The 15,978-nt window shown below is 70.7% G+C and carries 15 protein-coding genes; 2 read left to right on the plus strand and 13 right to left on the minus strand.

The annotated features are described in order from the left end of the window. Positions 1–7 precede the first annotated feature (7 nt). Positions 8–1,909 (plus strand): ATP-binding protein, encoded by a 1,902-nt coding sequence (locus ACH4PU_RS30355; protein WP_398279065.1) that lies wholly within the window; start codon positions 8–10, stop codon positions 1,907–1,909. Then, positions 1,906–2,337, plus strand: coding sequence for a hypothetical protein (locus ACH4PU_RS30360; protein WP_398279068.1), 432 nt, complete (start codon positions 1,906–1,908; stop codon positions 2,335–2,337). The genes ACH4PU_RS30355 and ACH4PU_RS30360 overlap by 4 nt, the downstream gene beginning before the upstream one ends. Before the next feature lie 170 nt (positions 2,338–2,507). Here ACH4PU_RS30360 and ACH4PU_RS30365 read toward each other — a convergent pair whose 3' ends face one another. From ACH4PU_RS30365 to ACH4PU_RS30425, 13 genes are all read right to left on the minus strand, one after another. Continuing rightward, complete coding sequence (locus tag ACH4PU_RS30365; protein WP_398279070.1) at positions 2,508–5,933, minus strand: LysM peptidoglycan-binding domain-containing protein; 3,426 nt, start codon at positions 5,931–5,933, stop codon at positions 2,508–2,510. Positions 5,934–5,940: 7 nt separating this feature from the next. Next, complete coding sequence (locus ACH4PU_RS30370) at positions 5,941–6,396, minus strand: TadE/TadG family type IV pilus assembly protein (RefSeq protein WP_398279073.1); 456 nt, start codon at positions 6,394–6,396, stop codon at positions 5,941–5,943. Continuing rightward, entirely contained in the window at positions 6,393–6,845 is a 453-nt protein-coding gene (locus ACH4PU_RS30375) for a TadE/TadG family type IV pilus assembly protein (RefSeq protein WP_398279076.1), read from the minus strand. Before ACH4PU_RS30375 ends, ACH4PU_RS30370 begins: the two co-directional genes overlap by 4 nt. Then, positions 6,842–7,252 carry a TadE/TadG family type IV pilus assembly protein gene (locus ACH4PU_RS30380; RefSeq protein ID WP_398279079.1) on the minus strand — a complete coding sequence of 137 codons (411 nt, stop codon included), beginning with the start codon at positions 7,250–7,252 and terminating at the stop codon, positions 6,842–6,844. The genes ACH4PU_RS30375 and ACH4PU_RS30380 overlap by 4 nt, the downstream gene beginning before the upstream one ends. Before the next feature lie 43 nt (positions 7,253–7,295). Beyond that, complete coding sequence (locus ACH4PU_RS30385) at positions 7,296–7,484, minus strand: hypothetical protein (protein ID WP_398279082.1); 189 nt, start codon at positions 7,482–7,484, stop codon at positions 7,296–7,298. A 25-nt stretch (positions 7,485–7,509) separates the two neighbouring features. Next, entirely contained in the window at positions 7,510–8,403 is an 894-nt protein-coding gene (locus ACH4PU_RS30390; protein ID WP_398279085.1) for a type II secretion system F family protein, read from the minus strand. Next, positions 8,400–9,311, minus strand: coding sequence for a type II secretion system F family protein (locus ACH4PU_RS30395; protein WP_398279088.1), 912 nt, complete (start codon positions 9,309–9,311; stop codon positions 8,400–8,402). The genes ACH4PU_RS30390 and ACH4PU_RS30395 overlap by 4 nt, the downstream gene beginning before the upstream one ends. Before the next feature lie 52 nt (positions 9,312–9,363). Continuing rightward, positions 9,364–10,920 (minus strand): CpaF family protein, encoded by a 1,557-nt coding sequence (locus ACH4PU_RS30400; RefSeq protein ID WP_398279091.1) that lies wholly within the window; start codon positions 10,918–10,920, stop codon positions 9,364–9,366. Next, the gene (locus ACH4PU_RS30405) at positions 10,913–11,779 is read right to left on the minus strand and encodes a MinD/ParA family protein (RefSeq protein ID WP_398279094.1); all 867 of its coding nucleotides are present in this window, start codon (positions 11,777–11,779) and stop codon (positions 10,913–10,915) included. The genes ACH4PU_RS30400 and ACH4PU_RS30405 overlap by 8 nt, the downstream gene beginning before the upstream one ends. A 2-nt stretch (positions 11,780–11,781) precedes the next feature. Continuing rightward, the gene (locus tag ACH4PU_RS30410) at positions 11,782–12,480 is read right to left on the minus strand and encodes an SAF domain-containing protein (protein ID WP_398279097.1); all 699 of its coding nucleotides are present in this window, start codon (positions 12,478–12,480) and stop codon (positions 11,782–11,784) included. A gap of 57 nt (positions 12,481–12,537) precedes the next feature. After that, positions 12,538–13,491 (minus strand): ATP/GTP-binding protein, encoded by a 954-nt coding sequence (locus ACH4PU_RS30415; protein ID WP_398279100.1) that lies wholly within the window; start codon positions 13,489–13,491, stop codon positions 12,538–12,540. Beyond that, positions 13,485–14,081: a hypothetical protein gene (locus tag ACH4PU_RS30420; protein WP_398279103.1), complete on the minus strand. Its 597-nt coding sequence runs from the start codon at positions 14,079–14,081 to the stop codon at positions 13,485–13,487. The genes ACH4PU_RS30415 and ACH4PU_RS30420 overlap by 7 nt, the downstream gene beginning before the upstream one ends. A gap of 251 nt (positions 14,082–14,332) precedes the next feature. Further along, a complete protein-coding gene (locus tag ACH4PU_RS30425; protein ID WP_398279106.1) occupies positions 14,333–15,823 on the minus strand; it encodes a hypothetical protein in 1,491 nt (496 codons plus the stop codon). Positions 15,824–15,978 lie beyond the last annotated feature (155 nt).

Here is a 15,978-nt window from a genome sequence, read left to right on the forward strand (position 1 = left end):
GAACAAAGTGGATCAGGCGCGGCCCGCAGCTGAGACACCCGCAGGCCCCCATGATGGTGGGCAAAGGCCCCACACAGATCAGGCAGGAATACCCTGCCCCTATCCAGGCCTCGCCCCGTTCCACCCTGACCAGGCGCAGTGGTTCTTCGGCCGGGAAGAACTGCTCACACGGCTGATCAACCACATGGACAAGCAACAGCGCTCCGGTGGTCTCATGGCGGTAGTTGGCCCACGAGGTGTGGGCAAGTCATCGTTGCTGGCCGCCGGCCTGCTTCCCGCACTCGCCGCCGGTGCCATCCCCGGCGCAGATCACACACCGCATCTACTCTTCTCCCCGTCCGAACACCCGATGAAAGCGCTGGCCGCCCACCTGGGGTCCCTGGCGCACGTGGCGCCCGACAGTCTGGCCGAGGCACTGGCGCGAGACCCGGAGGGTGGCGCGGAGATCCTGCGAGAGACGGTCCCACCACGGACCAGTGGCGACGCCACTCATGCCAGCCTGGTCCTCGTGGTCGACCAGCTCGAAGAGCTCTTCACGCTGTGCTGGGACGAGCAGGAGCGCCACGACTTCCTCGGTTCGCTCTGTGCCTTGGCGAAGCAAGGACCTGACGGGTATCCGCCTGTCGCGCTGGTCGTCTGCGGGCTGTCGTCCAAGTACTTTGCCCGCTGCTACGACTACCCCGCATTTGGGCGGCCATTGCGCCATCTCGTGGGGGTTGAGCCGATGTCGGACGCCCAGCTGCGAGAGGCCATCACGCTGCCAGCCCGGGCAGTGGGTCTGCAGGTCGAAAGCGGTCTGACCGAACTGCTGCTCCGGGACCTCGCGGGTGTGTCCCAGGCTTCACGTCTACCGCTACTAGCGCACGCGCTGCGGCAGACGTGGATGCAACAGCAGGGCCAGCAAATGACGGTGGCGGCCTACCAGGCCAGCGGCGGCATCCAAGGTGCGGTCGCAGCCACGGCCGAGAGTGTATTCACTCAGCTGGACCCGCCAGAACAGATGATCGCTAGGAGGCTCCTCCTGCAGCTGATCAGAGTCGGAGGAGACATCCAGCCCACTCGGCGGCACGTGGACATCACCGCGCTTGTCGGCAGGAACTGCGACACTGCCTCTGCTGTGAAAGTCCTCGACGCTTTCACTCAGGCCTACGTCTTCAGCGAAGACAAAGAGCGCGTGGAGATCGCACACGAGGCGTTGCTGTGGACCTGGCCACGCCTTCGAGAATGGCTCTCCGACGACCGGCTCGGCAACCGGTTCCGCCAGCACATTGAGGACGCCGCCGCCACCTGGCGGGGCCTTGACCGCGCCCCCCATGCCCTGTTCCGGGGCACGGCACTCGCGGCGGCCAGAAGCTGGCCCGGCCGTCACGACCTCAGTCCCCTCGCGACCGAGTTCCTCGACGCATCGGCCCGACGCAAGCACCACACCACCAAGCTCTTGATGTTCCCCGCCCTAGCCCTGATCACGGGCGCCCTGCTCACTGCCAGCCTGCTCCTGCTGATGCGGGCACTTCCCGCCGCACACGGGTGGTGGTCACTGGGCATCTTCTTTGTGCTGTGGGCTGTTCTGGCAGTGGGATGGCTTCTCATCACACGCAGCTACCGCGCCGGAATTGATCCGCCCCCGAAGGCCCAAAGTCGCATCCCCGTCTCCCGATCGAACGCTTTTCTTGATGGACTACTGGCTCCGTGGACCTACCAATTCTCCTCTGGAGCGGCTCCACCCAGCTCTCGAGCCTCGATCCGCCAGGCCGCCAGCGCCCCCTCCATCGAGCAGAGCCGACGTAATGTCGAGGAGGCGCTGAGCAAGAAGTACGGCCTGCTCGGCGCGCCACCCCAAGTGGTGTCCGCACGGTCCGATTCTGCCCGCGGCGGCCAGTCCGGAGACAGCGAGGGGGGCGAGCGGTGACCGCCACGACACCGCCCGAGGAGCCCGGCACCACAGCCGACGCCAGCGACCATGGTGGGCCCGCTCAGCCGCCGTCTCTGCGCTCGGCTCTGCCGGGAGCCGACCAGGCGGCGGTGTGGGAACGCGTGGTCCCAGGCGCTGGCGACCGCGTGCTGCAGCTCGTGGAAAAGGACTTCGAGCGCGAAACTGAGAAGCACCGGCAGTGGTGTCTCGACCGTGCTCACGAGCGTCGCATGGACCTGGCCAACCTGGCGCTGCGCGCGACCGGCATGGTCGTCGGCAGCGGGGGTGTAGCCGGTTACCTCTGGGTCGCCAAGTACTTCGTCGATCACGGCGCCGCAATACCTGCAGCGGGCATGCTCGGCGGCGGTGTCGCTGCGCTCGCAGCAGCGTTCCTCGGCAACTCAAAACGGAACCCTCGTGCCTGAACCTCGGCTCCCCCGAGTCCAGCTGATCAGCCTCGTCATCGCTGTATCGGCCCTTCACCGGTGGGCCCGAGTCGGGGGCCGTCGTACGGTCGATGTGCCGCACTGACAGGACGGCGGCTGGGCGGCCCCTTGTCCACTTCGCACGTCGCACGGGGCCGCCCCCAGCCTGATCAGATCCGGTTTGATCCGGTTGCCGCAGGCCGACGGACGGCGCGAGGCAATAGCCGCTGGAGGAGCGCCGCGGTCTCCGCCTCCATGTCCACGCCTCCGCCCAGCTCGTCGTTGATCCTCGTGAGGCGCGCGGCGGCCTTGCGCAGCGCGGCGATGTCTCCGGCGGCGTGGTGGGCGAGGAAGACGGCGCGGTGCAGCATCTCCGCCTCCTCGGCCGCGAGCAGCCCCTGGTGAGCGGCCCACAGGGCCCCGGTGTGGTCGGCGGCCTCACGGCGGCGGGTGGACAGCTCGCAGGCGACGTCCACGATCGCGGAGGTCATCTCCTGGACGTCCGGCTCGGCCCAGGCGTAGCGCTGGGGGTCGACGGCTGAGACGGGGCGTCCGCGGACGAGGGCCAGGGCGCGGCGCAGGGCGAGGTCGCCGTCCTCGGTGGTGTCGGCGAGTCCGGTGCGGGCGTGGCGCTGGAAGTCGGCCCAGTCGCAGGTGATGTGGGGGCCGAGGCGGTAACGGTGGTCAGCTTCGTCCTGAACGAGCGGGAGGTACGGCGTGCCGTCGGGGTCGGTGCCGAGCCAGGAGCGCAGGCGGCTGATGGCGGAGTTGCGCCGTCTTTTGTCCCCTCGCTGGCCGGGCCAGAGGGCGTCGTCGAGGGCGTGGTGGTCGCCGCCGGGGTGGAGGGCGAGGTAGGCCGCGACTTCGGTGGAGGGGCGCTTGCGGTTGGAGTCGACGCGGCCGGCGGCTCCTTCGACGGTGACAGGGCCGAGCAGCAGGATGCGCGGGCCGACCGGTGCGGGTGGGGTGGTCTCGTCCGGCGCGGCGGTCTTGTCGAGAGTGACCGGGGCCTGGTCGGGCTCGGGGGCCGGTGTGGGAATTCGGGCGTGGACAGTTGCTGGTGGGGTGGTGGCCAGGGCTTGGGTGGCGAGCGGGAGGGCGACGTCGGCGGGGCCGGCGGCAGGCGGTTGCAGCTCTTGTACGGGGTCGTCGTTGTCGGCGAGGACGTCGGCGAGCGAGGGTCCGCTCCCCGGTTCCGGCTCCTCGGTCCCGGCCGGATCCGGTGCCCGGAGGCCGGTGTGCTCAGTGGAGGGTGCGTGTAGTTCGGGCTCTGGCTCTTCTTCCTCGGCTTCGGGGTCGAGCCAGCTAGGGGCGGGGGCGTCGGTGTCGGATGCGGCGAGGTTGAGCAGGTCGATGGCGTCGGCGTAGTGCTCGTCGCTGAGGCCTTGCAGCCGGACCGGGAGGGCGGAGCCGGGCAGGGCGATGGTGGTGTCGGGGCCGGAGCAGGTGAGGGTCCAGGCGTCGGCCGGCAGGGGTGCGGTTGCGGGGGCGGCGGTGATGACGGCGCTGGAGGTGCGCGGCCGCTCGGCGAGGGCGGCGAAGAGCTGGTTGACGGTGTCTTCGTGGGCAGCGTCGTCCGGCAGTTCGTCGGCGAGCACGATGTGCGGGGTCCAGGCGCCGCCCGCGTCGTCGCGCAGGCGTGCGGCCCGCAGGGTGTCGGCGCTGATGGCCTGGAGGGTGCGGCGCTGGTCGGTGGCGTGGGCGGTGAGTTCCGCTGTGGCGGCGGCCAGGTCGTTGCGCGCGACGCGTTCGGGGACGGCGGTCTCCAGGCCCGGGGCGGTGTCGCCGAGCGCCGTGATCTCCAGGTGTCCCGGCAGGCTGGTCGTGGCGAGCTCGACGGCGATGGCCTGCAGGACGTGCCGGGCTGCTTCCGGGTCGCCGGCCAGGTGGAGGACGCCGATGGCCTCGAGGTCGACCAGGACCAGGTGGCCCTGGGGATCCCAGCCGATCGATACCAGTGCTGGGTAGGGGGCGTCGGCGGCCTTGAGGGTTTCGGTGTCGGCCAGGTGGGGGCTGCTGGCCGAGCAGGTCCACAGGTCGCGCCGTCCCGCAGTCGCGGTGAAGGGCTTGATGGGTTCGGTGTCCTGGGCGAGGTGGAGCTCGAGCCGGCTGTCGTGCAGGACTGCGGCTTCGAGGACGGGGAGGTCGCTGCCGGCGGCGGCGAGGTTGAGGGCGAGGGTGCGCAGGGCCGAGTCGAGCAGGTCGAAGCCGGTGACGTGCTGGACGCTGCGCAGGCTCTGCTCGGTGGCGGCGGATGTGCCCTGGGGCATGGGGATGCGGCGGCCGGGCCGGCGGCGGCGTTGCTGGAGGATGCGACGGGTGGTCAGGGTGCCGACGAGGGCGGCGGCGAGGACTCCGGCTCCCGCCCAGACGGCGGCCGGCGCCAGGGTCGCCCTGGCCGCGGAGGTGTGGCTGGAAGGCCCGTTCGCGGTACCGGTGCCCGGGGCCGGGGCCGTCTGGCCGCTGGAATGGCTCGGAGCTGGCGTCGGTGTCGGTGCGGGGGCGGCGGGTTTGTCGTTGGCTGTGGGCGGGTGGCTGGGCGGGGTGCTGTTGGTGCCCTGGCCCGGGGCGGTGCCGGTGGTGTCGGCGGGGGGTGTGGTGGTGTGCGGCAGGTTGAGTTCGAGCCCCGGGAGGATGAGGTCGGGGTCGGTGAGGTGGCTGCCGTCCGGCTGGGCCTTGCCCTTGTTGGCCTCGTAGATGGCTGGCCATTGCGTCGGATCACCGCCGTGCTGGTCGGCGATGGACCAGAGGCTGTCGCCCTCGTGCACGGTGACCGTCTCGGGCTGCCCGGCCGGCCGCTGGGCGTCCTTGTCCTGCGGGCGCTCCGGACGCTGCGACTCGGTGGTGCGGTGCTCCGGCTCCGGCGCGTGCGTGGAAGCAGTGGCGCTGACGGGGGTGGCGGTGTGCGGGGTGCTGGGGGCGGCCGAGGGGATGCGGGCGTCCGCGGGCAGGTTGATGGCCTTGCCCTGGGGCAGGTACCCGTCGCCGTTGGCGAGTTCGGGAATGCCGGGGTTGAGAGCGGCGATGTCCTTCCAGCGCTGTCCGGAGCCGAGGTACTGCTCGGCCAGGCCCCACGGGGATTCGGTCGGCGAAGTGACGGTGTGCTGGGGCCATGCGGTCTCCGGCGCCGTCGTGCTGGACGACGGGGAGGGTGTCACGGCCGGGCTGCTCTCCCCCGTGGTGTACGTGGCGGTGGCGGCGATGGCCGTGCTGGAGGCGGTGGCGGCCGAGGCGGCGGTCGGGGCCAGGAGCACGATGCCGCTGACCAGGAATCCGGCGAGGGACTGCATGCCGCCGAGTCCCTTGATCCGGGGAGCGGAGCGGCGCCGCAGCACGGCGATGATCTCCAGCCCTGCGGACAGGGCGAACGATGCCCATCCGGCCCATCCGATGCAGGTCACGACGGTCAGGAAGAGGCTTCCGTCGTCCGGCTGCAGCAGTACGTCGAGGCCGCCGGTGAGGGAGGTGGGCTGGTGGCCGAAGCGCAGCAGCAGGTAGGGGGTAGCGCCGACGAGGGCGGCGAGAACGGTGAGGCCGAGTAGTGCTCGGAGCAGGGCTCCGAGGGTGCGCACGGGGCCGGGGGTGCGGTGGGCCATCGTGGGCTCAGCCTCCTGCCGCGGTCTGGAGATGGGCGGTTGCGGTGCCGGTCACGTCGATCGTGCTCTTGCCGACCAGCGAGGCGAAGTAGGTGCGGTAGGTGTCGTGGACGGTCACCGAGAGGGTCTTCCCGCCGTCGGTGACGCTCACGTTCCCAGAAACGCCCTGGGCGGCGAGGTAGTCCTGGGCAGCGGTCACGGCGGCGTCCGGGTCCACGGTGATGGCCGTGCCCTGGATGGCCTGGCCGGCGTCGAGCTGCTGGCCAGCCGTACGGGCGGCCTCCTGCGCCAGGCTCGTGGCCCGGTTGGCCTTGTTCAGGGCCCCGCCGCCGTCGACGAGGAGGCCCATGATGATGAGGATGGCCACGGCGGCGAGGGCGAAGAAGAGCGACATCGAGCCGCGGTCCCGAAGGTCTGACGCGGCGCTCCAGCGAGAGCGGGTGAGGGCGCGGAGGATGTTCACGGGCGGGCCCTGAAGGTGTCGATTGGGCTGGTCCACGTTGACTTGAGGGTCTTGCTGCCAGGCACGCCGGGCACCGCGATATCGGACAGGAGTGCGGTGCAGGCGATGGTGACCGTGACGGTGCCGGCCTGGCCGACCTCGAGCCCGTAGTCGGCGGTGTTCACGGTGACGCTGGAGCTGCGGCAGGAAATGCCGTCTCCGTCGAGGCTGCGCGCGGCCGCGCTTTGTGCCTGCTCCTGGGCGCTGGAGGCGTCGCGTTCGAGCGAGGCGGCGCGGGCGGCGGCGTGGGCTGCGCTGTCGACCGCACCGTCGGCGTCGATGACGCGGCCGAAGGCGATGAGCAGTCCGATGAGCAGGATGAGGACGGGGGCGAGCACGGCGGTCTCGATCGCGTAGCTGCCGCGGTCCCGCTCCCGGCCGAGCCGGCGGGTCAGGCGGGCGGCGGTCACGGGTTGGACCACCGTTCGACGGGCGCGTCAGCGTGCTGGCGGACCGTGAGTTCCAGGCCGGGGACGAGGGTGGCGACATGGCCGGTGACCGTGATGCGGATCTGCTCGGCGCTGCTGCCGTCGGAGGAGACGAGGTGCCCGCGGACGGAGTTGCCGAAGCGGTTGAGGAACTGCTCGGCCTGGGTGACGCCGTCGGCGGGGGTGGCGCCGGTCTGGCGGCCGGCGTCCACGCCGTGGCGGGCGGCGGACTGGGCGACACGGCGCGCGTGGAAGTACAAGCCAGCCTGAACCGCGGTGAACGTCAGCAGCAACGCGACGACGGCGAGCACGGCGAGTTCGATACTGCCCGACCCCCGGTCGCCGCGGCGGGCCAGGGCTGCTCGTATGCGGTGCCATCGTGCGCGCATCCGGCGTCCTCCTCTCATGCGTGGTCCTCGTCCGTGGGTGTCGTCAGCCGCCGTTGATGATTCCGATCTTCTCCAGCGCCTTGGTCTTGATCGCGACGACCACCAGGCCGGCCACGATGAGCAGGGCCCCGGTGATGACGGCGAGTTCGGTGGAGGACTGGCCGGCGTCGCGGGCGGCCTTCAGCTGCTCCCAGCGGGCGCGCAGCAGGGTGGTCAGGGTCTGGATGTCCATGCCGGGGTGCTCCTGGTCTGGGGGGTTAGCTGGCGAGGATGGAGTTGACGACGGGGATGATCACGAAGGTCAGCATGAGGATGACGCCGAAGGTCACCGGCAGGACCATCGCCGCTGACGCCGCGTTCGCCTCGGCCTTCGCATCGGAGAGGATCGCGATGCGCAGCTGCCGGGCCTGGGCTTGCAGGGTCGCGTAGACGGCGGCGCCCTCACCGGCCAGGGCCAGGGTGTCGGCGGGCCGGGTCAGCTCGGGGATGTCGAGCTCCTCCCCCAGCTGCTTGAGCGCGTCCCACGGCGTGATGCCGGAAAGTTCGGCCTGGTCGAAGACCTGCCGCATGCGCACGAAGATCCAGCCGTCGCCGACGTCGGCGGTCTTCGTCAAGGCCTGGGCCGCCCCGGAGTTGGCGATGCGGGCGAGGGCGACGCGCTCGAGGTAGGACGCGGCCGCGTGCCGCACGATCAGGCGCGCCGCGGCGGCCTCCTTGCGGACCTCCTGCCCAGGCCACATCCAGAACAAGGCGCCCATCGCCAGGGAGCCGCCGGCCGGGAAGGTGATCGGCAGGGGGGTTCCGGCGAGGACGAGGACGGCTTGCAGCAGTTGCGGGGCGAGCAGTCCGTAGAGGGCGAATAGCAGGCGCTGGCCGAGGTGTTCGGCGGGTGAGCGGCGCAGCAGGGCGAGGTCTTTGTAGGGGAGGCGGATGCGGGTGCCGGTGTGGGCGAGGACGCGGGCGCCGAGGCGTTCGGGCAGCGAGCCGGTGGTGGCCGGGCCGGGCGCGAGGGGGTTGTTCGGGTAGTTGGCGGCGTCCAGGCGGAACAGGGCCTGGTGGAGGTCGGGGGGTGCCGGGCGGGCGGCGCGGACGGCGAGTCCGATGAGGGTGCCGGCGGCGGCCGCGGGCAGGACGGCCTGCAGGGGGATCACCGGGTGCCTCCGGCGGTGAGATGGGTGGGCAGCGGGTCGAGCAGGCGCGGGTCCGGCTTGGTGCGGGCGATACGGCGCAGCCACGACAGCGTCCAGCCGAAAGCGCCGCCGAGGACGGCGAGGACGATCTGGCCGAAGGGGCTGGCGTACCAGCCGGACCAGGCGTCGTTGAGCATGCAGCCGACGACGACCACGCAGATGACGATCGAGACGATGCGGGCGGACTTGCGGACCTTGGCGCGGTCGGCTTCGACGTCGCGGGCGTCGGCGGCCTGCTGGTGGATCGTGGTGGCGAGGGCCTCGAGCGCGTCGGCGAGGCCGGGGCCCTTGTAGACGGCGTGGCTCTGCAGGAGCAGCACGACGTGGTCGCTGACGCCATCGGCGAGTTCGTCGGCGAACAGCGCGAAGGCAAAGCTCGCGTCCATGCCGGCTTTCAGGCGCTGGGCGAGGGCCTGGACGGACGGGGCGATGGGCGCGGGGGCGGCCTTGGCAGAGGCGCGGATGGTCTGGACGAGGCTGATGCCGGCCGTGTGGACGCCGGAGAGGTGGTTGAGCCACTGGGCCAGCGCCTCGAGGCGCTCGATGCGGACCTTGGCGGCGGCGCCCGGGTTGAGGATGAAGGGCAGGCCGATCACGGCGGCGCCGGCGAGCAGCCCGTGGACGGGCCATCCGGTGTAGGCCCACACCAGCAGGGTGACGATTCCGGCGCCGGCGAGGAGGTGGCGCCAGCGGCGCTGCCACTCCCCGGGGAGGTCGGCCTTGGCTTGGCGGAACCGGGCCAGGGCGCGCGAGGGCGGCTTGAGGGGGTCGGGGACGCGGCCGCGGCCTTCGCGTACGGCAGCGACGGTGGCGAGCACGGCCAGGGCGGCGCAGACGGCGGCGGCCAGAGCGAGTTGGGCGGTGGTCACCGCAGCCTCCTGGTGCGGGACCGGGCCGGGAACGGGGGGCGCGTGGTCATGGTCAGGGCCTCGCTGTCGTCAGGGGCGGCCCCCAGTGGGCATGCGGCTGGTGGGTGAGCCAGGCCCGCTGGAAGCCGGCCTTGGTCTCGAGGTCCTCGATGAAGCTCGGCATCTGCTGCCAGACGGCCCGGCGCTCGGTCGCGGTGGGCGCGAACAGGGTGCTGGTGGTGGGCATGCCGCCTTCGCCGACGACGTCATGGACCTCGTAGATGTGGGAGACGAAGCGGTGCTTGCGGCCTCCTTGGCCCGTCTCGTCGAGGTAGGTGAGGTAGACGACGACGTCGATGCTGGAGGCGATCAGGTGGTTGGCGCTGTCGACCGCCATACCGGCTTCCGTGCACAGCTGCACCAGACGGGAGATGATCGCGTGCGGGCGACGGACGTGGAGGGTGCACATCGATCCGGAGCCGCCCGCGGACATCGCGTGCAGCATGGGCACGACCTCTTTGGAGCGGACCTCGCCCACGATCACCCGGGTTGCGTTGTAGCGCAGGGCGGTGACGAACATGTCGGCGATGCTGATCTCGCCCTCAAGGGAACCGTCGCGGCCGCGTTCGCCATTGGACTGACGGGCCTCGAAGGCGAAGGTGAGCGGGCCAGGACGGCCGTTGCGAGCGGGCTCGTCGAGGTAGAGCTCACGGTCGGACTCGAGGGTGACCACGCGCTCCTCCGGAGGGATCTCCCGTCCGAGCCCACGCAGAAGGGTGGTCTTACCCGATCCCATGTCGCCGACGACAAGCACGTTCATGCGGGCCCTGACGCAGGCGATGAGGAAGTGGGCGATCACGGGGTTCAGCGCGCCCCAGTCGACCAGCTCCTTGATGCCGTCATCGCGGATCCGGTGCTTACGGATGACGACCGAGGGGCGGCTGGTCAGCAGACTGGCCGTGACGCGGGAGCCGTCGGGCATCCGGAAGCCCACCATCGGGGAAGCCTGGGTGAGGGCACGTTCGCCGTGGCCGGAGAGCTGCGCCATGCGGTTGACCCAGGTGATCAGTTCCTCGTGGGAGTCGGCGACGCGCTCGATCGTGCGGCGGGGCCGGTCGTAGTACTCGACGTGGGCGCGGAGTCCGTCGACGCTCAGGTCCTCGACGCCGTCTTCATCAAGCAGGGCCTGAAGGCGCCCGCCCCGGTACATGGCGTTGAACACCGCGGTGCCGATCGCGGCTTCCTGATCGGCGCTCAACGGGGCATTCCCCTGGGCGTACTTGGCCGACCACTCGGCGACGGTCTGGGTGGTCAGGGAGCGAGCCAGGGCGCGCCGGTCGCTCTCTTCGAGCATGCGGTTGGGGTCGTGCCGGCTGAGCAGGGTGGAGACCTCGGCCTGCAGGGCCTCGATCACCTCCCAGCCGACCGGGAGTTCGCCGGGCAGGCCGGCCAGCTTCGGCACGGCGGTGGGGCTCGTCTGCCCCGACTGTGCCGAAGGCGGTGCAGGGGCCGGGGCCGGGACGGCGGGCTGTTGCTGGGTGAGGCGGCCAGTGAGCAGGTTGGCGATGTCGTCGCGGCCCAGGGCAGTCGGAGCTCCTGGGGTGGTGGGGCGCTGGTGGGTGTCAGCCACGGCTGCCTCCTCTCGCGTTCGTCAGGCGCTGGAGCACGCCGGCCAGGTTGGCGTCCGGCGCGGAGCGGTTGAGGTAGATGCTGCGGCGCTGGGCGAGGGCGTCGAGCTGGTCGGTGGCCGAGCGGGCGTGGCGCAGCAGGGGGCTGCGGGCGTAGCCGCGGGGCGGGCGTCCTCCGGTGGTGAGGTAGCCAGCGGTCTCGGCGTCCCAGGGCAGGGCTGCCAGGACGGGGGTGTGGAGAGCGGTGGCGACCTGGGTGGGGCGGTACGGGCCGTCTTCGATGAGCAGCAGTCCGAGGGCGTCGGATCCGGTGCCGTGCTCGTCGAGTTCGGTGCGCAGGGGCTCGATCAGGTGGCGGGCCAGGGTCAGGGACTGGTCGTTGGCGCGCACGGTGAGCAGGACGAAGTCGGCGGCGTGCAGGAGGGGGGCGGGGGTGAGGGTGGGGTGAAGCCGGCCGGCTTCCAGGGCCAGGCGGCCTACGTCGACGAAAACATCGTGCCCGGCGTCGGCCGCCAGGACCTTGAGGACTTCGGCCAGGGCGGGCCAGGTGCGGGTCAGGGCGGGGGCCTGGGCGGGGTCGGTCAGGCCCGGCAAGAGCTTGCGGTGCCCCGCATCGTCGATGCCCCACAAGTGGTGGGCGAAGGCATTGGCCAGCTCCGACCGGCCGATCCGTTCAGCGGCGGCGAGGTGATAGAGGCCGTACCCGGCGGTGACGGCGCCTTGGAGGAAGCCGGCCCGGATGGTGCCGCCGGCGGGGTCGCACTCTGCCAGGAGTGAGGGCCGCCGGGAGGCGAGGGTCAGAGCGAGTGCGGAAGCGGTGGTGCCGCAGGACTTGGCGGAGACGAGCGCGGTGACGGGCATGGTCAGTGGCTCCGGGGCTCGCGGACCAGGGCGATGCGTCCCATGGCGGCACGGGTGGCCAGGAGGGGCCCGTCGGTGGTGGCGACCGCGAGGTTGACCACGACCGTTCCGGAGGCGTCCGGGCGGGAGACGTCGACGACGGTGCCGCTGATCGTGGACGGCTGCGCGTCGTCCGCGCCGCCCTTCTTCGCGCCCTGGTCGTCGCCCTGCGCCGGGGTGGTGACGGCGAGGACCTTATCGCCGGGGGCGAGGCTGCCGGCCGGGGCCTGGCCGCGCTTGACCTGGACGCCGACCTGCTGGAGGTTGTCGCCCAGGCCGGACCCGGCGGCCAGCTGTGAGGAGGTCAGCAGGCCGCCCTTGCGCAGGTCGACGGACGGCCGCTTGCCGAGCACGGACTGCTTCTCGCTCGCGGACACCGGGGTGAGGGCGGCGTCGGTGGACACCTCGGCCACCGTCAGGTCGGCGTCGGTCAGGGGCTGCCCTGCGGGGACGTCCCGGGCGACGGCCAGGACCCTGCTGCGGTTGCTGGCCGAGGTGACGGCGGCCGCTGCGCCCAGGGCGCACAGGACGGCGAGGACGATGCACAGGGCGGCGACCGACCAGCGCCGCTCGCGCTTGGCGGGTACCGCGGTGGTGATGGGAACTTCGGGACGGGCCGGGGTCTGCGGGTGCGGCACCGTCGGAGCGGCGGGGGTTTCCATAGCGGTGAAGGAGCCTCTCGAGTTGGTGCTGTGGGGCGACGTCCTTTGCGGAGCAGGTCAGTTGAGGACCTGGACCTCGGCGACCGTGATGTCCACGGCGCTGTCGCGGGTCTGGATGATCTGGCCGTTCTGGCCGCCGCCCGCCCAGTCGATCGTCCAGGTCGACGTCGCGGTCACGTGATAGGTGCCGGACGACTTGCTCGTGGAGGGCTGCCGGTAGCGGTATCCGCAGTCAGGGGACTCCCGCTTGCCGTACTCCGCCCTGTAGGGGGTGCCGGCGCTGGTGCAGGTGACGGTTCCTCCGTCGCCGAGATCCCACACGATCTTCGAAACCCGGGCGGTGGCCGTGACAGTGATGCCGCCGGCGGATGCGCTCGCGGTGTTCGGTCCGTAGGTCTCGGCAGACTTCTCGTCCCACATCCACACCGGCATCCCCACCACGCCTTTGCCGCCGGGCTTCGGGGTGATGCCGATGTCCGCGCCGCGCAGCGTCATCTTGTCCACGGCCTGCTGCGCGAGCTGGGCCGGATCCACAGCCGGGCCGCCTGGCGGGTTCTGCGCGAAATGAAGGCCGCCCATCAACTCACGGCCGATGCCCGGGCAAGTGACGTTGTACAACGCCCCCTTGTCCCCGGGCTTCCAGTTGGCCGGAAGGCCCGTCGCCAGTTTCCATTCCGGCCCGTCCGGTGCCGGTGGCGGATCCAGGGCCTGCCAGTAGCAGTGATCAGCGCCATTGAAAGTGCCCATTGTGGGGCTCGAGCACGGGACGGGCTTGTCGTCGATCACGCATTCCTGCTTGCCCTCCGTATTTCCGGACGGCGTGCTTGCATGACCAGGTTTGTCAGAGGATGGTCTGCCCGGTGATTCGGCATGAACATCGCAGTTCAGCTTGGTTGGCGGGCAGACCACTCCGCCTCCCGGTGAATCGTCGGCGGCTGCTGATTCAGCCAGCAGCCCGGCAAGCGCCAGCGCGAGCGTGACGACCGCTGCGCCACGGCGCGCAGTCAGCAAGTCCGCTCCCGGTCGATCACGTACGTGTAGAACTTCCAGTCACCGGTCTTGGAGCGCTCTGCCGTTGAGGTGACGACGTGCCGGCGTGACCCCTTGTACGGGATCACCTCGCCCGTCTTCACCCGCACCTCGTCGTACCTGCTGGAGTCAGCGCAATCCGTTACCACCGCTTTCAGCGGATCGGAGGCGGTGTCGATCGCCGTGACCTTCGGTGACCGCGAGACCTGGCCCTTCATCTCCGTCCCCTGTTGCTGCTGGTAGAAGAGCGTCACTTTGATGTCGGAGAGGGCCTTGTGCGCCGCGTACTTGTCCAACTCCGGATCGAGCTTGGCCGTGGCATACGTACGGGCTTCCGCGTCCGTCATCGCCCGGTACACCTCCAGCACTTTGGCCTTCTCCTGGGCCTGCGGATCAGTGCTCGGGGTGGGGGCAGCTGACGGTGCCTTCTGTTCGGTGGTATGGCCAGCGCTCGAGCCGCAGCCGGAGACCGTGACCACCGCGCCAGCCGAAAGCAGCAGCGCCGTGAGGCGAAAGAGATTTCGGCGGCGTAGGTGCGCCGATGTCCTTGCCGATCGCGATGGTTGTGCCACTACGCCCTCCCGTACGCCATGCGCCAACCCGCCGCAGGCTGCGGCATGCTGACTCTCTGTGGAGCTGTTGGTGCGTGCACTGCCACAAACGGCAGGTGAGGCCCCATACGTTACGCAGATATCTGTCACAGACACAGACTGTTGTGGCTGATCAGATACACAACTCGGTCCGCAAACTGTCACAATTCGGCACGACTGGATCACGTACCCCGGACGTCGTGAGGCCGGATCGGATCGAAAAGCCGTCCGATTCAGGTTCGGGCCGTGGACGTTTCCCATTCCCACTCCTCCAGCCGGGCACGCAGCTCGGCACATGCCTCGATGGCTTCGTGTTCTTCGCGCAGGTGCTGCAGCCAGCCGACCTCTGCCGCGGACGGCGAGGAGCGGCGTCGGGGCTGCGGTGTGAACCCCCGTGCCTGGGCCCGGTAGACCTCGAGGGGCGAGAAGTCCTCTCCCCAGGCGGCCTCCACCGACAGGGACCGGAGGTGGAGCTCTTCCGGTTCACGGAGTTGGGGCCGGTAGTCCGGTCGCGGCTGCTCTTGCTGCCGTTGCTTCCGGCGGGCCTTGCGGATATCGGTGATGCGACGCCGCAGTTCAGGGCGAAGGCTCTGTGCGTAGCGCTGCCAGATGGGTGTCTGACGCTCTTCGCGCTCGCGGAGCATCGTGGCATGGCGGGCACCGGTGTCGTCGACCTGGTCGTCGATCAGGTGCTGGTTGCTGTTGGGCTCGAGGTCGCCCTGGCGCTGGCGGCGGGCGAGTTCGTGGCGGACGTAGGCGGCCGGGTCCCGGAGGAAGCCGGGTACGCCCCAGGTGAGGAGTTCGGCGGCGAGGCCGTGCGTCGTCCAGCTGGCGGTGATGAGGGGGCGCAGGGCGTAGGCGAGGCGGCGGGCACAGCTGCGGTGGAGCCACCAGACCTCGCGCTGCAGCTGTTGGGCGATGGTGATGGCGCGGGCGCACTCGGCTGGGGAGATGCGGGGGCCGTTGGTGGATGTGCGGGGGGAGGTCTTCGGGCACGCCGCGCGCTGGCGCGGGGTGTTTTTCTTCCCCCCCTCTACCTGTACGTCACGGTGGTCCTGCGGGACCACAACAGAAGGGGTGCACGCAGTGCGCTGCCGCGGGATCTTCGTCTTGGCCTTGCGGCGGGTCTCCTCGATGGCGGCCCGGCGGCCGGCTGGGGTGACCCCGATGATGCGGGCTGTGTATCCGTGTCCGGTGCGTCGGCGGCCCAGGGCTTCGTCCCAGACGGGCGGGGCGACTGCGGCGAAGAGCGTGGCCGTCGGCTGGTAGCCGTCCCCGGGCTTCCATGAGGTGCTGAGCCGGGTGCGGAGCGCGTTGGCCTTCGATCCGTGCTCGACGTACGCGAGCAGTCCGAGCTCGCGAAGGTACCGGGCGTGGTTGAGCACGGCGCGCTCCTTGAGGCCGAGCTCGGTGGCCGTGGCCTTGGTGCGGAGCGGGAAGTGGCCGGCGCTGCTGCGCTTCATCCGGGCGGCGAACACCTCGGCCAGGCGCAGCGTCGTGCGCCCCGCTTTCGGGTGGAAGCCCGCTCCGACCATGAAGTGGACGGCGGCGAGGAACTGGTCGGAGCGGCGCAGCTGCCGGGAGGCGGTGGTGGCCAGCTCGTGGTCGTCGCGGTCACGGATGAGCGTGAACGTGCGACCAAGTGCTGTCGGGTCCGGTTCGGTTCCGGACACGTCGGGGCGTGCGGCCGGGTCGATATGGCGGCACGCCAAAACGTCATGCATGATTGGACCTGCCTTCCGGTGTGGATACGGGAAAGCACGAAGCCCCACTTCGGGTGCTTCAGTTCGGTAGCGATCCGAATGAATGTCCGATGATTCGGTCGGACACTTCGCCTGACCAGGGCTTAGGACCCCTGGAGACGGCGGTGGCAGGTGGC

Origin of the sequence: Streptomyces sp. NPDC021100, from assembly GCF_044333095.1 — a bacterium.
Classification (GTDB): Bacteria; Actinomycetota; Actinomycetes; order Streptomycetales; family Streptomycetaceae; genus Streptomyces.